15 protein-coding genes are annotated in these 17118 nt (G+C 46.4%); 5 read left to right on the top strand and 10 right to left on the bottom strand.

Annotation, left to right across the window (positions count from 1 at the left end):
* Nucleotides 1-89 precede the first annotated feature (89 nt).
* The 3 genes from B6A27_RS08690 to wecB form a co-directional block, all read right to left on the bottom strand.
* Nucleotides 90-1424, bottom strand: coding sequence for a UDP-glucose dehydrogenase family protein (locus tag B6A27_RS08690; RefSeq protein ID WP_080861636.1), 1335 nt, complete (start codon nt 1422-1424; stop codon nt 90-92).
* A gap of 361 nt (nt 1425-1785) precedes the next feature.
* Nucleotides 1786-2181: a hypothetical protein gene (locus B6A27_RS08685; protein ID WP_044742431.1), complete on the bottom strand. Its 396-nt coding sequence runs from the start codon at nt 2179-2181 to the stop codon at nt 1786-1788.
* 203 nt (nt 2182-2384) lie between these two features.
* On the bottom strand, nt 2385-3530 hold the full coding sequence (gene wecB, locus B6A27_RS08680; protein WP_080861632.1) for a non-hydrolyzing UDP-N-acetylglucosamine 2-epimerase: 1146 nt from the start codon (nt 3528-3530) through the stop codon (nt 2385-2387).
* Nucleotides 3531-3695: 165 nt separating this feature from the next.
* Between wecB and tagU the strand changes: the two genes are divergently transcribed.
* The gene (gene tagU, locus B6A27_RS08675) at nt 3696-4628 is read left to right on the top strand and encodes a polyisoprenyl-teichoic acid--peptidoglycan teichoic acid transferase TagU (RefSeq protein ID WP_080861628.1); all 933 of its coding nucleotides are present in this window, start codon (nt 3696-3698) and stop codon (nt 4626-4628) included.
* 111 nt (nt 4629-4739) lie between these two features.
* On the opposite strand, the gene B6A27_RS08670 is transcribed toward tagU, so the two are convergent.
* Complete coding sequence (locus B6A27_RS08670) at nt 4740-6368, bottom strand: C40 family peptidase (RefSeq protein ID WP_080861625.1); 1629 nt, start codon at nt 6366-6368, stop codon at nt 4740-4742.
* Nucleotides 6369-6569: 201 nt separating this feature from the next.
* On the opposite strand from B6A27_RS08670, the gene B6A27_RS08665 reads away from it, so the two are divergent.
* Genes B6A27_RS08665 through B6A27_RS19225 form a run of 3 tightly spaced genes read left to right on the top strand, consistent with a single transcriptional unit; the run spans nt 6570 to nt 11042 of the window.
* Entirely contained in the window at nt 6570-8150 is a 1581-nt protein-coding gene (locus B6A27_RS08665; RefSeq protein ID WP_080861622.1) for a hypothetical protein, read from the top strand.
* Nucleotides 8143-10911, top strand: a complete 2769-nt coding sequence (locus tag B6A27_RS08660) for a DEAD/DEAH box helicase (protein ID WP_080861621.1) — start codon at nt 8143-8145, stop codon at nt 10909-10911. Before B6A27_RS08665 ends, B6A27_RS08660 begins: the two co-directional genes overlap by 8 nt.
* Entirely contained in the window at nt 10908-11042 is a 135-nt protein-coding gene (locus B6A27_RS19225) for a hypothetical protein (protein WP_255375086.1), read from the top strand. Before B6A27_RS08660 ends, B6A27_RS19225 begins: the two co-directional genes overlap by 4 nt.
* Before the next feature lie 159 nt (nt 11043-11201).
* On the opposite strand, the gene B6A27_RS08655 is transcribed toward B6A27_RS19225, so the two are convergent.
* Both B6A27_RS08655 and ssb read right to left on the bottom strand, forming a co-directional pair.
* Entirely contained in the window at nt 11202-11696 is a 495-nt protein-coding gene (locus B6A27_RS08655; RefSeq protein ID WP_080861611.1) for a hypothetical protein, read from the bottom strand.
* A 348-nt stretch (nt 11697-12044) separates the two neighbouring features.
* Entirely contained in the window at nt 12045-12389 is a 345-nt protein-coding gene (gene ssb, locus B6A27_RS08650) for a single-stranded DNA-binding protein (protein WP_080861607.1), read from the bottom strand.
* Nucleotides 12390-12672: 283 nt separating this feature from the next.
* Between ssb and B6A27_RS08645 the strand changes: the two genes are divergently transcribed.
* Nucleotides 12673-13134: a YwpF-like family protein gene (locus B6A27_RS08645; protein ID WP_044742424.1), complete on the top strand. Its 462-nt coding sequence runs from the start codon at nt 12673-12675 to the stop codon at nt 13132-13134.
* Nucleotides 13135-13140: 6 nt separating this feature from the next.
* Here the strand turns inward: B6A27_RS08645 and B6A27_RS08640 are convergent, their stop codons facing one another.
* The 4 genes from B6A27_RS08640 to B6A27_RS08625 form a co-directional block, all read right to left on the bottom strand.
* Complete coding sequence (locus B6A27_RS08640) at nt 13141-13761, bottom strand: class D sortase (RefSeq protein WP_139788103.1); 621 nt, start codon at nt 13759-13761, stop codon at nt 13141-13143.
* Between the two features lies 1 nt (nt 13762).
* The gene (locus B6A27_RS08635; RefSeq protein WP_052660930.1) at nt 13763-14725 is read right to left on the bottom strand and encodes a processed acidic surface protein; all 963 of its coding nucleotides are present in this window, start codon (nt 14723-14725) and stop codon (nt 13763-13765) included.
* A gap of 379 nt (nt 14726-15104) precedes the next feature.
* Nucleotides 15105-16478 (bottom strand): aspartate kinase, encoded by a 1374-nt coding sequence (locus B6A27_RS08630; RefSeq protein WP_080861603.1) that lies wholly within the window; start codon nt 16476-16478, stop codon nt 15105-15107.
* Nucleotides 16479-16570: 92 nt separating this feature from the next.
* The gene (locus B6A27_RS08625; protein WP_080861599.1) at nt 16571-17005 is read right to left on the bottom strand and encodes a DUF1284 domain-containing protein; all 435 of its coding nucleotides are present in this window, start codon (nt 17003-17005) and stop codon (nt 16571-16573) included.
* Between the last annotated feature and the right edge of the window lie 113 nt (nt 17006-17118).

Here is a 17118-nt window from a genome sequence, read left to right as displayed (position 1 = left end):
GTACCTTTTTTACAATCAAACTTTATTATAACAAAAAACAAACTGCGATTATATATTTGTAACGAATTTTAAACATTTGCGGCGTTGGCCTATCCTCTGCTGCCCTCCATAGAAGGAGCCTGCACAATCGGCCTTCTTCCGATCGAGATGTAGGTGAGCGGAAATCTTTCCGCTTCTTTGATATCGTAACAGTTCCGGCCATCAAAAATGACTGGTTCCTTCATTTGTTCCACATACAGTGAAAACGGCAGCGCTTTGATTTCCTCCCACTCGGTTGCAATAAAGGCAATTTCTTGGCCGCACAGCGCCTCAGCAGCAGATGACGCATAAACCACTTGATCTCCAAGTATAGCTTTAGCTTTTTCCATTGCAATCGGATCATACACAGTGACTTGTGCTTGATCGCCAAGCAATTGATGGATGAAAACAAGCGAGGCAGCCTCGCGAATGTCATCTGTGTTAGGCTTAAAGGAAAGCCCAAGAACCGCTACTTTTTTTCCTGCGAGTGAACCGAATAATTCTTTCGCTTTTGTATATAATAATAACTGCTGTTTATTATTGACGTGAATGACCGCTTCAAGCAGGTCAAACTGATACTGGAGATTTCCCGCCAGCTGCACAAGCGCTTTTGTATCTTTTGGAAAGCATGAGCCTCCGTAGCCGATGCCGGCTTTTAGAAAATGCGGCCCGATCCGGTGATCCTGCCCAATTCCATAAGCAACATCATCAATATTGGCGCCAACCTTTTCGCAAATATTGGCGATTTCATTAATGAAGCTGATTTTCGTCGCCAAAAATGCGTTGGCGGCATATTTAATCATTTCCGCACTGCGAATATCGGTATGAATAATAGGGATGCCGAACGGTTTGTTAATATCCGCGATCACGGTTGCAGCTTCGGGATCATTGGCGCCTATGACAATGCGGTCGCCGTGAAACATGTCGTAAATGGCGGAGCCTTCCCGCAAAAATTCCGGGTTGGAAACAACGGTAATATCCGCTTCCTCCGCTTTATGTTCATGAATCATCCTTTGAATGCGATCATTCGTACCGACCGGAACGGTGCTTTTGATGACAACAATCGCTCGTTTGCGAACATAACGGCTAATAGCCAACGCCGCTTCTTCCACATAGGTCAAATCAGCGGAGCCATCCTCTTTTTCTGGCGTGCCAACAGCAATATAAATGATATCGGCTTGTCCATACGCCATTTCTTCATCAGCTGTAAAAAAGAGCCGACCTTGCTCCATGTTTTTTCTCATTAATTCGTCTAAACCAGGTTCGTATATCGGCGAGATTCCTTGTTTCATCATTTGCACTTTCGGCTCATCAATATCATAACAAATCACATCATGTCCGATTTCTGCAAGACAAACCCCCGTAACAAGGCCTACATATCCTGTACCTGTAACAGTGATTTTCACACTATGTTCCTCCTACGATGACATCATCTCATATCCCTCATTCTATAATAACCAAAGGGGAAAAGAAAGCAAATACATGTCAGCCGCATACCCCATCCATTATTTTACTTTTAAAAACCCTCTCTGAAACAAAGGTCACAAGAAAATGAAAAATCCGCTATCTATCATTTTCCACAAAAAAAAGCTACAGCCATTATAGCTATAGCATATGCGTTGGGCGGCTTGCCAGTTCATCCTTTGACTGACACTGCGATATCTAAATGCTCCTGCCAAAATCGAGTGGACTAAAAATAGATGGCTCCTCATCGTTCCTAGTCCTGACTGTGACGTGAAGAAATAGGTGCTCTAAAGCATTCCCTTGTTACACGCGCTGCTTTTTCTTTTCTTGAAGCTGTTCAATATAGTAGTTGGCTTCCGCCTTGCAAGAAACGGGAATATCCTCTATTTGCAGCTCTTTTGTCAACTGCTCGATGGTTTGCAACTGCTCTTCAGTCGGCTTTTCTGATAGGACTTTTTCCATGATTTCATTAATTTTCGCGGCTAATTCTTGATGAAAGGACGGGCTTTGCTTTATTTCTTCATCTAATGAATGGAACCAAGCGGCTTGTTTTTCAATATATTGCCGCCAGTGCTGCATAAAGACGGCCGGATCAAACTGTTCTTCCTGCCACTGAATTTGATTCATATATTTTTCAAAAACGAAAGCAATGGAACGGGAAATGCTAATTTTTGTTCCATGAGGAAGATTTTTTAGCATAAAGAAAAAACCTCCAAAATTTTTTGTGCTGTCACATGATTGTATATATAGCCTTACCAATCGAAATGATTTCCAAGCGGCAACGGCCTCTTTCGATCGTTGCTTGCCAATGAATGACGAATTTGTTTATTACTTTGTACATAAACAACGAAAAATATCCCCGCACCATGGTCTCACTCGACACGGATGCGGGAATGGCTGGCTTAACAGCTGAACGGCTGTGGAGGCTGATTCGTTCTTCCGAAATGATAAAGAATCGCTTGGACAATCCGTTCGGACGCTTTTCCATCTCCATAAGGATTGGCCGCTTTGGCCATCCGTTCATAGGCCGCTGGATCGTTCAGCAGCTCAAACGCCATTTGATAAATCGTTTCCTCGCTTGTGCCGGCCAGCTTTAACGTTCCAGCTGCGATTCCTTCCGGGCGCTCGGTCGTATCGCGAAGCACAAGCACAGGCACTCCAAGAGACGGTGCTTCCTCCTGCACCCCTCCGGAGTCGGTTAAAATCAAGAACGAGCGTGCCGCAAAATTATGAAAATCGACGACGCCTAAAGGTTCAATCAAATGAATGCGGTCATCTTGGCCGAGAATCTCGTTCGCCACTTCCCGGACGGCAGGATTTAAATGAACAGGATAGACGACTTGAATATCATCATGCTCTTGCACTAACCGTTTAATCGCGCGGAACATATTTCGCATCGGCTCTCCTAAGTTTTCCCGGCGGTGGGCCGTCAGCAAAATCATCCGGCTTCCATTCATCCGCTTCAGCACAGGGTGGTCGTAATCGTTGCTCACCGTTGTTTTCAGCGCATCAATGGCGGTATTGCCTGTAATAAAAATGGAATCGCGTTTTTTATTTTCGCTCACTAAATTGTCATGCGCCTGTTGGGTCGGGGCAAAATGAAGATCAGCCATGACTCCTGTCAGCTGGCGGTTCATTTCTTCTGGAAACGGTGAATATTTGTTCCATGTCCGCAGTCCCGCCTCCACATGCCCTACGGCAATTTGATTATAAAACGCCGCAAGGCTTGCGACAAACGTAGTGGTTGTATCGCCATGCACAAGCACTAAATCCGGCTTGACTTCCTTCATGACTTGATCCAATCCAGAAAGCGCCCGGACGGTAATATCGGCGAGCGTCTGGCGGTCCTTCATAATATTCAAATCGTGGTCTGGCGTAATTCGGAACACGTCCAATACTTGATCAAGCATTTGACGATGTTGTGCCGTTACGGTCACAATTGATTGTATATGTTGGTCATGTTTTTCTAATGCTAATACAAGAGGCGCCATTTTGATCGCTTCTGGCCGCGTCCCAAAAATGGTCATCACTTTTAATTTTTGCTTCATATTTTCACCTACAATATTGATGGCTATAAAAAGTCTGTTCCTATTCTAACATGTGCGTTCGGCAATGAAAAGTTGATTTTTACTCAATCTTTGCCAAGGAAAATACGTCCATAACCCTTGCTTCTTTCCAAAATAGAGACATGACGTCGAACAAAGGAGATACACATGAAAACGAAACAGCGAAAATGGCTATGGGTGATCGGAATAACAATGGTTCTCGCCCTCGCTGGTATTGGCGCATATGCTTATTCTATTTATTCCAACGTCAAACATACGGCACAACAAATTTATGAACCCGTTACGCCAATCGCTCCCAAAAAACGCACAAAGCCTGTGTCATTAAAAAGGCAAACCCCGATTTCTTTTTTATTGATTGGCGTAGATGAGCGCAAGGGCGACCGTGGCCGAGCGGATTCGCTTATCGTTTTGACCGTCAATCCAAATGAAAAATCCATTAAGCTGCTCAGCATCCCGCGCGATACGAGAGTCGAAATGGTCGGAAAAGGGAAAATGGATAAAATAAACCATTCTTACGCATTCGGCGGCGTCAATATGACCATCGCTACCGTTGAAAAGTTTCTTGATATTCCTATTGATTATTATATGAAAGTCAATATGGAAAGTTTTAAAGATATCGTGGATGCCGTCGGCGGAGTCACTGTAGATAATCCCTTTGCCTTTACATATGACGGCGTGACATTTCCAAAGGGAGAAGTGGCTCTTAATGGAGATAAAGCGTTGAAGTATGCCCGCATGCGCTATGATGATCCCCGCGGCGATTTTGGTCGTGAGGATCGACAAAAACAAATCATTGAAGCCGTGATTCAAAAAGGAGCCAGCCTTTCTTCATTCGTCTATTACGACGATATGCTGGCGGCTATTGCCAAGCATGTCAAAACGAATTTAACACTCGCACAGATGAGGGATATTCAAGAGAAGTACAAAGAGGCACGCCAGCATATGGAGCAGCTCCATTTACAAGGAACCGGAACAAAAATAAATGGCATTTTTTATGTGCTTATTTCTGAAAAAGAGCGGTTGGCCGTGTCGAATGCATTAAAAACCCATTTGGAAGTGAAGCAGCAAAGGAGCGGCTGATGCGATCAGCCGCTCTAAACGGTTGACAAAAGCTTTCATCCCGCGCTCCACTGCCTTCCTTGTCTGCCAACCATTTTCAAGCCCGTCCATTCCCAATTTCAACTGGTCGGATTACCAATACCGCTTCGCTCCCACATAGCAAGAGCTCCAATAAGAATTGCTAAATGAGCTGATCGTTACTCCGGTAGAGCTGCCGCTATGAAGAAATTGATTGTTGCCGATATAGATTCCCACGTGGGAAACCGTATTGCCTTCCGTTTTGAAAAAGACCATATCGCCAATGGAAGGAGAGGAAACACTAGTGCCCGCGTTCCACATCGTAGCGACCGTTCGCGGCACCTTGACGCCTTGCTGCTGGAATAAGTAATAAATAAGCCCGCTGCAATCAAAGCCTTGCTCCGGGGTTTGTCCTCCCCATACATATGGCTTGCCCAACAATAAAGCGGCATCCGCTACCAGCTCAATCGGATCGACCTTCTGTACCGAATTTTGGGCCTTGAGCCGTTGATAAGTCGTATCATCAACAATCCCTGTCACTTTTAAGCCGGCATTTTGCTGAAATTGCCTCACTGCATCAGCTGTAATCATTCCGTAATAGCCGGTAATTTGCGCAGAGGTGACAAGACCAAGCTGGTTTAGCTTCGTCTGCACTTCCTTCACCAAATCGCCGCTGGACCCAATCGTTATGTAGATGGTCGCCTGATTGCCGCCCGATGGCGCGGTCTCCTTCGGCTGCGCCGCTTCCCTCAGCTTGGTGAGCGTCGCATTGTCCACCGTCCCTGTCGCAGAAAGGCCCGCTTGCTTTTGGAATTTTTTCACCGCGTCAGCCGTGATCGTTCCATAATAGCTTGTAATTTCCGGATAAGTGAAGTGACCGAGCTGCTTCAGCTTCGTCTGCACTTCCTTCACTAAATCGCCGCTGGACCCAATTGTTAAGTAGACAGTCGCCTGATTGCCGCCCGATGGCGCGGTCTCCTTCGGCTGCACCGCTTCCCTCAGCTTGGTAAGCGTCGTATTGTCCACCGTCCCTGTCGCAGAAAGGCCCGCTTGCTTTTGGAATTTTTTCACCGCATCGGCTGTGATCGTTCCATAATAGCTTGTAATTTCCGGATAAGTGAAGTGACCGAGCTGCTTCAGCTTCGTCTGCACTTCCTTCACCAAATCGCCGCTTGATCCAATCGTTAAGTAGATCGTCGCCTTATTAACAGAGGACGTCGACGTCTTTGTCTTTGCATTTGCCGCGTCCTTCAGCTTGGTAAGCGTCGCATTGTCCGCCGCTCCTGTCGCGGGAAGCCCTGCTTGCTTTTGGAATTTTTTCACCGCGTCGGCCGTGATCGTTCCGTAATATCCTGTAATTTCTGAGTAGGTAAACAAGCCGAGCGTTTTTAATTGCTGTTGCAGCGTTTTAACCGCTTCACCAGAAGCCCCTTGCTTTAATGCAGGCTGCGGGCTGGATGCGGTCTTTAATTTTGCATACGTTTGATCGTCGACCACCCCTGTGACTGGAAGCTTAACAGAGGATTGGAAATTTTTTACCGCCGTCTCCGTGATCGTTCCATAATAGCCAGTTGCCGTTGGATACGTGAAAAAACCCGCCGCTTTTAACAGCTGCTGCACTTCTTTGACTTTCGCGTCGCTCATGCCGATTTTCAACTGCGCCGCTTTACCTTCTGTAGGCAGCATAAACAGCGCTGAAGCAAATGCCGATGTCATGATGACGTGCCGCGCCTTCCATTGCATTCTGCTCTCCCTCCTTTAACCGTTCGCCATGTCGAAAAAAGGAATCCAGCACTTGAATTCTTTTTTTCGACTGGCGCTAGTTCTAGTATAACGAAACTTTCTTTTTTATTGAAGGAGACTTTTGTTATAATTCTTGTATAAATGACGAGAAAAGCAATTAGAATGAAAGAATAGAAACGATTCGGGAAAGGATGAGAACAGTTGCTGCAAACAAGTCTGTCGAAAGCGGCGCTGGAGGAAACGGCCCGCCAGCTCCAACGAGAAATAGCCTTTCCTTTGCACGAAGCCGATTTAAAAAAAGGATTGAAGCTTTATCGAGAAGGCTTCGTCTATAACGCTCATTTACTCGATTCTCAAACGGTGCACGCTCACGTATTAGACGAAAAGGTACACCAATTAACGCTTCATTTTACTGATCTTTCACAAGGCCGCTGCGAATGCGGAGCAGCTCCTATATGCTCGCACAGATTGGCGCTCTTTTTTTATTTATACGCAAATGTCGGCCCCGTCGGAGAACTGGTCCGAACGTGGACTCAAAGACAACCATCGATTAAGCTGGCCAAAGCCAGCCAAAGCGGAAAGCCGTCAGGTTCATCGAGCAGTTGGCGGGAACAATTTGAACAGGCTTATCACCGCTTTTTAACTCATTATCGCATGATTGACTATTGGTTCGCCCATCATTTATGCGACCGTTTTTTTCCATCACTGCTCGATAAAGCTCCTGATTTGTCCGTTGAAAAACAGCTTTATCATCTTCACGCTGCACTGTTTACCTTTGAGCAGCTGATCGAATATAGCGAACGGTTTCAGCGATATTCCTACCATCGCTCCTATTGGGAAGCAGCCGCTTCTGACTTCGTAAGCGTCATTCACAATAAATGCGCATCTCTTGCCAGCATGTCCATACCAGCAGCCTATTCCACACTGCTGAAAGAAACTCAAGAATATGTGCATTCTCTCTTATTTACCGGTCCAAATTTGCCGGACTTGCGCATTCGCGTGTATCAAACCGTATGGAACATGCTCGTTCAAGGCGGATTGTCTACGGAGCATGAGCGAGAGAAGCTGCAGCCGAAGCTAGAGCATCCCTCTTCAAAGAAGGAAAGCCTGATCGCTTTAGCCCATCTCGCCTTTTTGCGCCGTCATGATGGAGAAGCATTCGCGTTTCTCAAACAGTCTGATATGCCGGTTGTTTCGTATTTGCTGTTTTGGCTTCGGGAGCTTTCCCATACTCGACAGTGGACGCGGATGAAGGCGTGGTGGCCGCTGTGCCTAGATGCTGTCGCTTCGCTCGAGACCATCTCTCATCATAATAGAACGCAAATTATCAGAGAAGTGCTCCATCTATTGGAACACTATACAGAGACTACTGGAGATGGAACCTACTACGAGAGGATGCTGCAAAAGCTGCTTCCATATAGCGCCTATGATTACAGCTATTTTCTCATGGCAAGCGGCCAATATAAAAAATGGGTCGATTTGCATCTCATCGCCCATATGGAAATTGAAGATATCCACCGCTCGTTTTTGGCCGAGATCGAAAAGAGCGATCGTTCATTATTGCTGCCGCTTTACCATCACGGCGTACAAAAAATGATTCAAATGAAAAATCGCCAAGCTTATAAACGCGCCGTTAAATATTTAAAAAAGCTGCGCTCCTATTACCGGTCATTGGGCAAATATCATACATGGCTCGAATACCGTGAGCGATTGTTGGCCGAAACGAAGCGGATGCGAGCGTTTTATGAAGAAATGCAGAAAGGAAAGTTGCTGAATGATTAAGACCATTACACTTATGGGACGATGGCTTGATGAGGAAGAAGCTTTTTTCCTCTACAGCAACGTCCCTTTGAATCTTTGGCAAACGATCGCTTTTTCCTGGCATGAGGAAAGCTTTTACGGCACGCTTTTGTCGAGTGCCAAAATAGGCCATGAGGAAGGCGTTTTGCTTTCTCCATGGGAAGCGGCTACTTTTTTTGCACTTTCCCCTGAAAATGAGCTGGCTCCGCTTGAGTGGAGCGAAAGCTTGTCTACTTGGCGACAGTGGGCGCAAGAAATGATGGACGATATTTGCGAAATGCGCCTCATGCCCGATTTTTCCGCATGGAAAAAAGGCGGATTCGGTTGGAAACGGAAGGATGGAGCTGATGAAGATCGCTTTTTAATAAAATGGCGTTCGCTTGCGATCAATGAGTGGATCAGACGCGACCGCGAGCTAAACGAAACATGGGAGGAAATTGTTCGCACTTATCCGCTCACTACCAGCCATATCCCCTATTGGCTCACCAATGAAGACGACTGGCTGTATGAAATTGGCTGGAATGGCCAGCGTCCTCCGTTTATGGTAGCGCTGCGCCTTACCGAGCCGATGGAGGATTTCTCCCATTGGTCTCTAGAAACGGTGCTCGTTGCTCATGATGAAACGGAAGCGCTCGTCTGGCACAAGTCCATGGAGTGGCCCAATGGATGGCGGGAACACGAACAAGCCATTCAGCGCGCCCATCGTCTCTGGCTGAAAATCGTACCATGGCTTGCCGATGAAAACGGCGGGCTTTTGGTTGATTTGGATGATGAACAAGCATGGCGCTTTTTATCGGAGGCAAGCGAACAGCTCGTAGAAGCCGGCGTGCGCATTTTATTGCCTTCTTGGTGGGAAGCGGTCAAACAGACACGCCTCACGTTAAAAGCAAAAGTGAAGTCTTCTCCATCATCCAATCCGTCACTATTAGGACTGGATGCACTTGTCGATTTTGATTGGAAAATTGCCACAAACGGTGTGGAGCTTAGTGAAGAGGAGTTCGACCAGCTTGTCGCGCAAAAGCGTCGCCTCATGCAAGTGCACGGACGTTGGATTCAGCTTGATCCTAAGCTGATTCAACACGTACAGTCTTTAATGAAAAAAGCGCGAGAAGAAGGTGTGGCCATTCGCGACATTCTACAGGAAGCCTTCGTACAACAAACACAAAGTGAAACATCCGAAGAGACCGGCGAGCTCCGTCGGTTTGCCATTGAGCTAAATCGCAGTTTTCAAACGCTTGTAAGCAAGCTGACAAACATTGACCGTATTCCATCGGTTTCCATTCCTCATTCATTTAAAGGAACACTGCGGCCATACCAGCAGCGTGGTGTCGACTGGCTGCTCTTTTTGCGCCGCTTTCGTCTTGGCGCTTGTCTGGCAGACGATATGGGGCTTGGTAAAACGGTGCAAATGCTCGCTTACTGGACATACGTGCAGAAGCATGAGGCCAATCAACAGCCGTCTCTGCTCATTTGCCCAACGAGCGTGATCGGTAATTGGCAAAAAGAATGCGAGCGGTTTGCCCCGTCTTTAAACATCTATATTCATCATGGCTCAAACCGCGCAAAGAAAGAAGCGTTCGTTGCCGCGGTCAAGCGGGCCGATCTCGTCCTCACCTCGTACAGCTTGGCTCATCTTGACAGCGACGAGCTAAAATCCATTGAATGGGACACCATCTGTTTAGATGAGGCCCAAAACATTAAGAACGCCGATACGAAACAAGCACGCGCAATTCGAACATTCATCGGCCGTCATAAAATCGCCCTTTCCGGCACGCCGATGGAAAACAGGCTAAGCGAGCTGTGGAGCATTTTTCATTTTATCAATCCCGGTTATTTAGGCAGCCAAAAGCAATTTCAACGCCGCTTTGCCATCCCTATTGAAAAGGAACGGGATGCCCAAAAAGTGGCGGTGCTGCAAAATTTGATCCGCCCGTTTTTATTGCGGCGTACGAAAACCGATGAAGCGATCGCTCTTGACCTTCCTGATAAGCTTGAACAAAAAGAATATTGCCCGTTGACGGCCGAACAGGCGTCTCTTTATGAAGAGCTTGTTCAGCAGACGCTGGCCGACATCGAAAAAGCAGACCGATTTGAACGGCGCGGCCTTATTTTGCAAATGCTAAACCATCTGAAACAGCTATGCAACCACCCGGCCCTGTATTTAAAAGAAGCCAATCCGGCCAACCTTTTAGCACGCTCCCGCAAATTGGAAAAATTGCTGGAGCTTATCGAGCAAATCCGTGAGCGCGGAGAAAGCTGCTTAATTTTTACGCAATATATCGAAATGGGGAGGATGATTCAACAGTTGATCTCTTCCCATTTTCACGAACAAACGCTCTTTTTAAACGGCAGCGTCCCGAAAGCGGAACGCGACCGCATGATTGAGCAATTTCAACAAGGTGCCTTTCATATGTTCATTTTATCCTTAAAGGCTGGAGGCATCGGATTAAACTTAACCGCGGCCAACCACGTGATCCACTTCGACCGTTGGTGGAATCCCGCTGTCGAAAATCAAGCGACAGACCGCGCTTACCGCATTGGCCAAAAGCGGTTTGTTCATGTTCACAAACTGATTACGGTTGGCACGCTAGAAGAAAAAATCGATGAAATGATTGAGCGCAAGCAAGCGCTGAATAACGAAATTATCCAAAGCGAAGCATGGATCACCGAGCTTTCTAATGAAGAACTACGGGAGCTATTGATTTTGCCAGCCATGGTTCATAAAGGAGCGGAACGATCATGAAAAACACAAGGAGAAAGAAAACAAAGGAAGCAAGCAAGCAAACGGCTTGGGAAAAACTGCGTGAGCAAATGGCGAAAAAAATAGCCAGCCGCCAGCAACACAGCCGGCATACAAACAGCAGCCTCAGATGATCGATTTCATTTTTGCGCCGCATGGATATCGTTCATTCATCCACACGAACAACGGGGGCATGAAATATGATATAGTATATGGATAAGATATGCAGCAAAAGAAAATAGAGAAGCAGCCAGCATGCCGGGCTCGTCTGATAGGATCAAAGGATAGCTCCATCAGCCCGACGGCTGCCTCGGCTCCGGCCGGAACATCGCCAAATACGATATTTGCTGCTTTCGGTAAATATAAAAGGTTTGTAGAATCTGAAAAATTAGCTGGCGTTCGATCGCAAGAAGCTCATGAGCACAGAGACGGACATGCTTTCGCTGCACGTCGCTCCATTCGTAGGACACAACGGAAACTGTTCTTGTTTTTAAATGAAGGGCAACGGCGAACATATAGCGATGATCGACCGATTTGAACAGAAGATGCACACGCGCATTTTCTTGGCACTGAATCACGCGCAGCCATTGTCCGTGGCAAAGCTCCGCGGTCGTGTTCGTCTCCCTCTTTAACAGCGAGAGCGAATAAGAAAAACGATGGGCCGGCCTTGAATGAAACGGCAAAGACCAGGCGCTATGGATTTCTCGAATAAACACGCGGCACGAGGGCTCACAGCGCTTGCTTTGCTTTTTTTCATGCACGGCAATATCAGCTAGATAAAGATTCACGAACATTCTCCTTTCCTTAAAAATCTTTCAGTCAGCAGGTTTTTTTCGAAATCCCTTGTACAGCTTCATTCATAAAACGTAAACGGACCAAATATAATGGGACTATCTATCCTTCAGATGAGTTTGATTGACAGGCCTCCATTTGCTTGCTGAAAGTTAAGATGGCCTCTATCGAACAAATTTTGTTTGAACGACAATCTCCTAATAAGAGGCAGCTCTCATGATGGAAAAAGGGCCAACCATATGCGGCTGGCCAATATGTGAGGGGACGAATCGAGGAAAACCATTAGATGAGGACATCATCTTTCTGTTTATGGGGAAAATAAGAGGATCCATTTTTAGACGGGATTACTCTTGCGTGCTCCATACGGCGGCCTTGCCACCCATAAAACGAACAGACTCGGCAATAATCTCGGTCACATATACACGTTTTCCCGCTTGATTTTCGTAATTTCGTGTTTGAATGCGGCCCATGACGCCAATAATCGAACCTTTGCGGCAATAATGAGCCGTGTTCTCCGCTATTTTTCGCCATAGCTTGCAATGAATAAAATCTGTATCAATTTCACCGTCCGTATTGCGGAAGCTGCGGCTTACGGCCAGCGTCACATTCGCCATCGCTGCCCCATCTGCCGTATAGCGAAGCTCTGGATCTTTCGTCAAACGGCCGACTAACACGACCTGATTAATCATTCCATTCCTCCCTTCTATCATTATATATTGGCCGCATTTCTAGCATAAATCATGGCAGTTTGATCCGTAAAATAGCGACTTTTGAATTTTTTTATTTACTTTTTCACAAAATATCGATAAGACTATTTTCTAATGATGCAAAAAACGACAAAAAAATTCAATTTTTTTCATTTTTTTATCTTTTTTCATGTGAAGCTTGTTGATCAATCCCGTTTGTTCATTTTCTTTTTCCAATATGATTGTGTTATAATCTTGTTTGAGACAACATTGACGAGGTGATAAAATGAAAACCTTCAAGCTTGTGGGGGTTCAGGTCATTGACGATCATCTACATCGCCAGCAAATTCCGCTCATTGACGGGCTCATCATCAATAAGGAAGATGGCAGAAACCGATGGCTCGTTGAAACATATATAGATAAACAATATGAACCACTATTCGCAAAACTCCAACGTTCTCAAGATGAAGTTCGCCTCGAAGTGACCATTTCCCACACCGGCAATGATCCAGCTTATATGCTTGCAACCATTCATTCTGTTACATCGATGAAGGAGCATATTAGCGTGCTCATGGAAGGACTTATGATCCGTAATCGAACAGATTTGGCAGAGATTGTGCTTGCCGGGCTTGTTGAAAAAGGATTGCAGGGTGAAGCGCTGCTGAAGGAATTTAAGCATGAGCTTCATGAGCGCCGCGGCATGAAGTGGCGCGAACCTGTAAAAGTGGATCAAGCAACAAAGGGCTAGATGATTCTAGCCCTTTTTTTGTTGCTCTTTTCGGCTGGCTGATGGCGAAATGAAATCCGCCACAAGAACATACCGCTGTTTGGCATTTCCGATAAAATCAAAGGGATAGCAAGTCGTTACCGTTAGCGTCGGCCGCGGCTTCTCCACAAGCACCGTACGGTCGTTTTCCGAAACAATGCGCACCTTTTTCACCCGATAAATAAACTCGCCAGCTTTCGTTTGGACAATCAATTCGTCATTCTTTCCCACGCTTCCTAAGCGGCGAAATACCGTGTCGCGGTGGCCGGATAGCACGACATTGCCTTCTTCGCCAGGTAAAGCGCTTTTTGGATAATGCCCGACCCCTTTGCGAAGCTGCTGTTCTGTCGCTCCATGATAAATGGGGATCGAAATATGAAGCTTAGGAATAAACAAGGTCCCCATGTGCTCATCCAGTTTCGGCTCCGGCTGACCTGTCTTTGTCTCGACAGATGAGATGACGGGCTTAGAGATGGGTTTAGGCTCTGTAGCGGTGGGCTGAACGGCACGGTATCCTTCCCAATACGCATAGCCATTCCATGCGGCCACCATGCTTCCCGCTATCATCCAGCCAATGGCTACATATTTCCTATACCTCGCTTTTCTCATCTTATTTCACCGTTCTCTCCCGCTTCCGCCAATACATCACGGCTCCAAGCAGAATCATCATCAGACCAAGCAGCATATTCTCCATATATGGGGAGGCCGTATTCGGCATTTTTTCGCCCTGCATTTTCGCTTTCATTTCACCGCCGATTTCGCCAGCGTGAATCAGGTTTTCCCCGGCATGAAGGATATACCCTGATTTGAGCATTTCTTCAGACAGCTGCATATCCGCCAAGATCTCTCCTTGAGAGTTGCGAAGCTCAACAAGCAAATCGCGGCCTCCCAGCGTGTTCATATCCAGCAGCTTCTGATAGGATATTTCTTCCTTTTGACCATTCACTAAATAAAATACAGGATGGATTTCTAACGTTGCCAGCATGTCCTCCCAAATAGAGAGCAGCTCCTCTTTTTGTTGCTTCTTCAGCTTCGTCGGATCCTCTATATTGAGAAACCGCTCCATTCTCGCGTCCAGCTTTTTCATTTTCTCGGCCAGAGCTTTTTCATCAAGCGCCATGATATGGTCAAACAAGCGGTTCGCCTCTTGTTCAGTAAATCCGATCGCAGAGAGCATATCATTGATTTGCTGCATCGCCGCATCATGATGCAAATAAAAATGAACCGCCGCATCCAAATCCTCAATAAACGTATAATCCTGCAACGTCTCCCCGAATTGACCGAGCAATGCTTCTAGCTCCTCTTTTGTTAGTTTATGGCGCACAAGCAATTCATTTAATTGCTCCTCCGTAATCGGCGTTCCGAGCCATTGCTTCAGTTCATCCACCGTCGCAAAATCCGCCAGCGTCTTGTCATAATCACTTAAATACTGTTGTAAATCATTCATCGTCCATCCAAAGCTGCTTATGTACGATTGTACTTCTTTCTCGTTTACTTGCGCTGCAGCTGGCTGTCCAAATCCGTCTATACCAATAAAAAAGCAGAAAACGATGACCCAAAGAAGCTTTTTCAACGCTTGTTCCTCCCTTAAAAAAATTCATACGATAGTATTATTTTCCATTATGCATACTCTTATGTATTTACTATCTTTTATTTTTTCAAACATGAAAAAGCTTCTTTGTTTGTGAGAAGTGGATTTAGAAAAGGAGGGCATTTACCGGCAGCACGTCTTCGCCGCTCCCTTATATGAACTCCTGATTGAATGGACATGTCAGCTACATAAGTCACAAGCGCAACAGCTAGAGGAAAGAGGAAGGCCATTTTGAAAATGCCCGGACAAAGCGGATGCCATGCTGGTTATGATTCTCGGCAGGGCTCTCGCATTCGTGAACCATAATAAAAACCATCCATCTTCAAAAAACTAGAAAGAGATGGATGGTTTTGTCTTTCGTCTATTCTTTTTGTGCATATACGGGCGCAAAATATGCGTCGTACAGGGCACGGACAGCTTTATTTACCGCTTCTTCCTTCACGCCAAACATCATGCTTACTTCAGAAGAGCCTTGGTTAATCATTTCAATATTAATCTGCGCTTGGGCAAACGCCGCTGTCGCTTTGGCTGCGACCCCGACAGCGCGCTCCATTCCCTCTCCGACCACCATAATGAGCGCCAAGCCATATTCAATATGAATCTCATCAACCTTTAGCTCCGTTTGAATCCGATCCATAATCCGCTGCTCTTTTTCTCCCTGCAGCTGATTGGCACGCAAAATGACCGACATGTTATCAATTCCAGATGGCGCGTGTTCGTACGAGATGCCTTCGTCCTCTAGAATTTGCAGCAGCTTCCGGCCAAATCCGATTTCGCGGTTCATTAAATATTTGCTTACGTTAACGCTGCAAAAACCTGTATCACTGGCGATGCCGGCAACTGGCACATTCCGGTGATCCCGCTTGGCGACAATCCAAGTTCCGGGGGCCTCCGGGTTGTTGGTGTTTTTGACGCATACCGGAATTCCTGCTTTATATACCGGCTCGAGCGCTTCATCATGAAATACCGAAAATCCCGAATAAGATAGCTCTCGCATTTCACGATAGGTAATTTCCCGCAATTGCCGTGGATTTTCGACCATCGACGGATTGACACAATAAATGGAGTCCACATCTGTAAAGTTTTCATACACATCGGCGCCGGCTCCAGCGGCTACGATCGAACCAGTAATATCTGAACCGCCGCGCGGGAACGTGACAATATGTCCTGTTAATGAATAGCCGAAAAATCCGGGGATCACGACAATATTTGAGCATTGCTTCAGCTTGCTCAGCTTTTCATAGGAATCCTGCAGAATTTGGGCATTGCCGGGCTCATCCGTTACAAAAATGCCGGCTTCACGCGGACTTACATAACGCGCTTCCATGCCAAGGCTCCGCAAGTAAAAGGCCATTAATCGGGCATTATGGTCTTCGCCGCTCGCCTTGAGCGCATCAAGCAAACGGAGATGGTCATCATGATAGGCAGCGATTTTTTGCTGCAAGTCGGCTTTCATTTGCTCTATAACCTCCGATGCTTGCAGCTCCAAGCCCCTAGCGATATCCGCATATCTCTCGACAACGGCTTCAATCAAGCTGTCGTATTCGTTTCCTCTCATAACGGCTTCCGCCAAGCGAATCAGTAAGTCGGTCACCTTTGTATCGGCTTTATACCGCTTTCCTGGGGCTGATACAACGATGATGCGCCGTTGCTGATCGGATTGGATAATGCCTGCCACCTTGCGGAACTGCTCGGCGCTCGCCACAGAGCTTCCCCCGAATTTTGCTACTTTCATCTTCCATAACCCTCTCTGTTTAAAGATTATTTATATTTTGTTATCATACCACATTTTTTCCGAAGGAGAAGCATTAATTTCTGATAATTCATTCATTTTTGTTGAATATTTCCCGCGCGTACGTTGGCAATGCCCTCTTTGCATACGCCATACGGAAGCCATGAGCAATTGGCGCATAAGTGATCTAAATCGTCTGGACGCACGCTGGCAGCGGTCCGCTGCAAAAGCTCTGATTTCCAATAAATCTTATTTTCTTCAAGCCCTAAATGCTTGATCACTCTTCGATCCATCGCGACCACATGGTCATTGGAACGAGGAGAAGCTTGGCATGTCGACTCTCCATGATGCGGACAGGCGGAGCACGCTTCATCGAGCGCCACCACCACTTGAATCGGGAAATCTTTTTCTTCATTGCGGATTTCCTTCACAATCTCTTTCATTTTTTCCACAAACGACGGGCTGTATCCCATGCCGCGGAATCCATGGACGCATAATAAATGATGTCCTCTTAGCCGCAATGGCTTCATATTCGTCTTCCCCCTCCCCCATTTTCGATATCCCTTTCATTATACGCCGAAACTTGGACTTGATGTACGAGATCGTCAGAAGTCGCCCCGGTCTGCGCCGCACTTGGAAACCG

The sequence above is a fragment of the Anoxybacillus sp. UARK-01 genome, assembly GCF_002075365.1.
Classification (GTDB): Bacteria; Bacillota; Bacilli; order Bacillales; family Anoxybacillaceae; genus Anoxybacteroides; species Anoxybacteroides rupiense.
The sequence above is the reverse complement of the archived record's forward strand: the minus strand, read 5'-3'. Positions and strand labels throughout refer to the sequence as shown.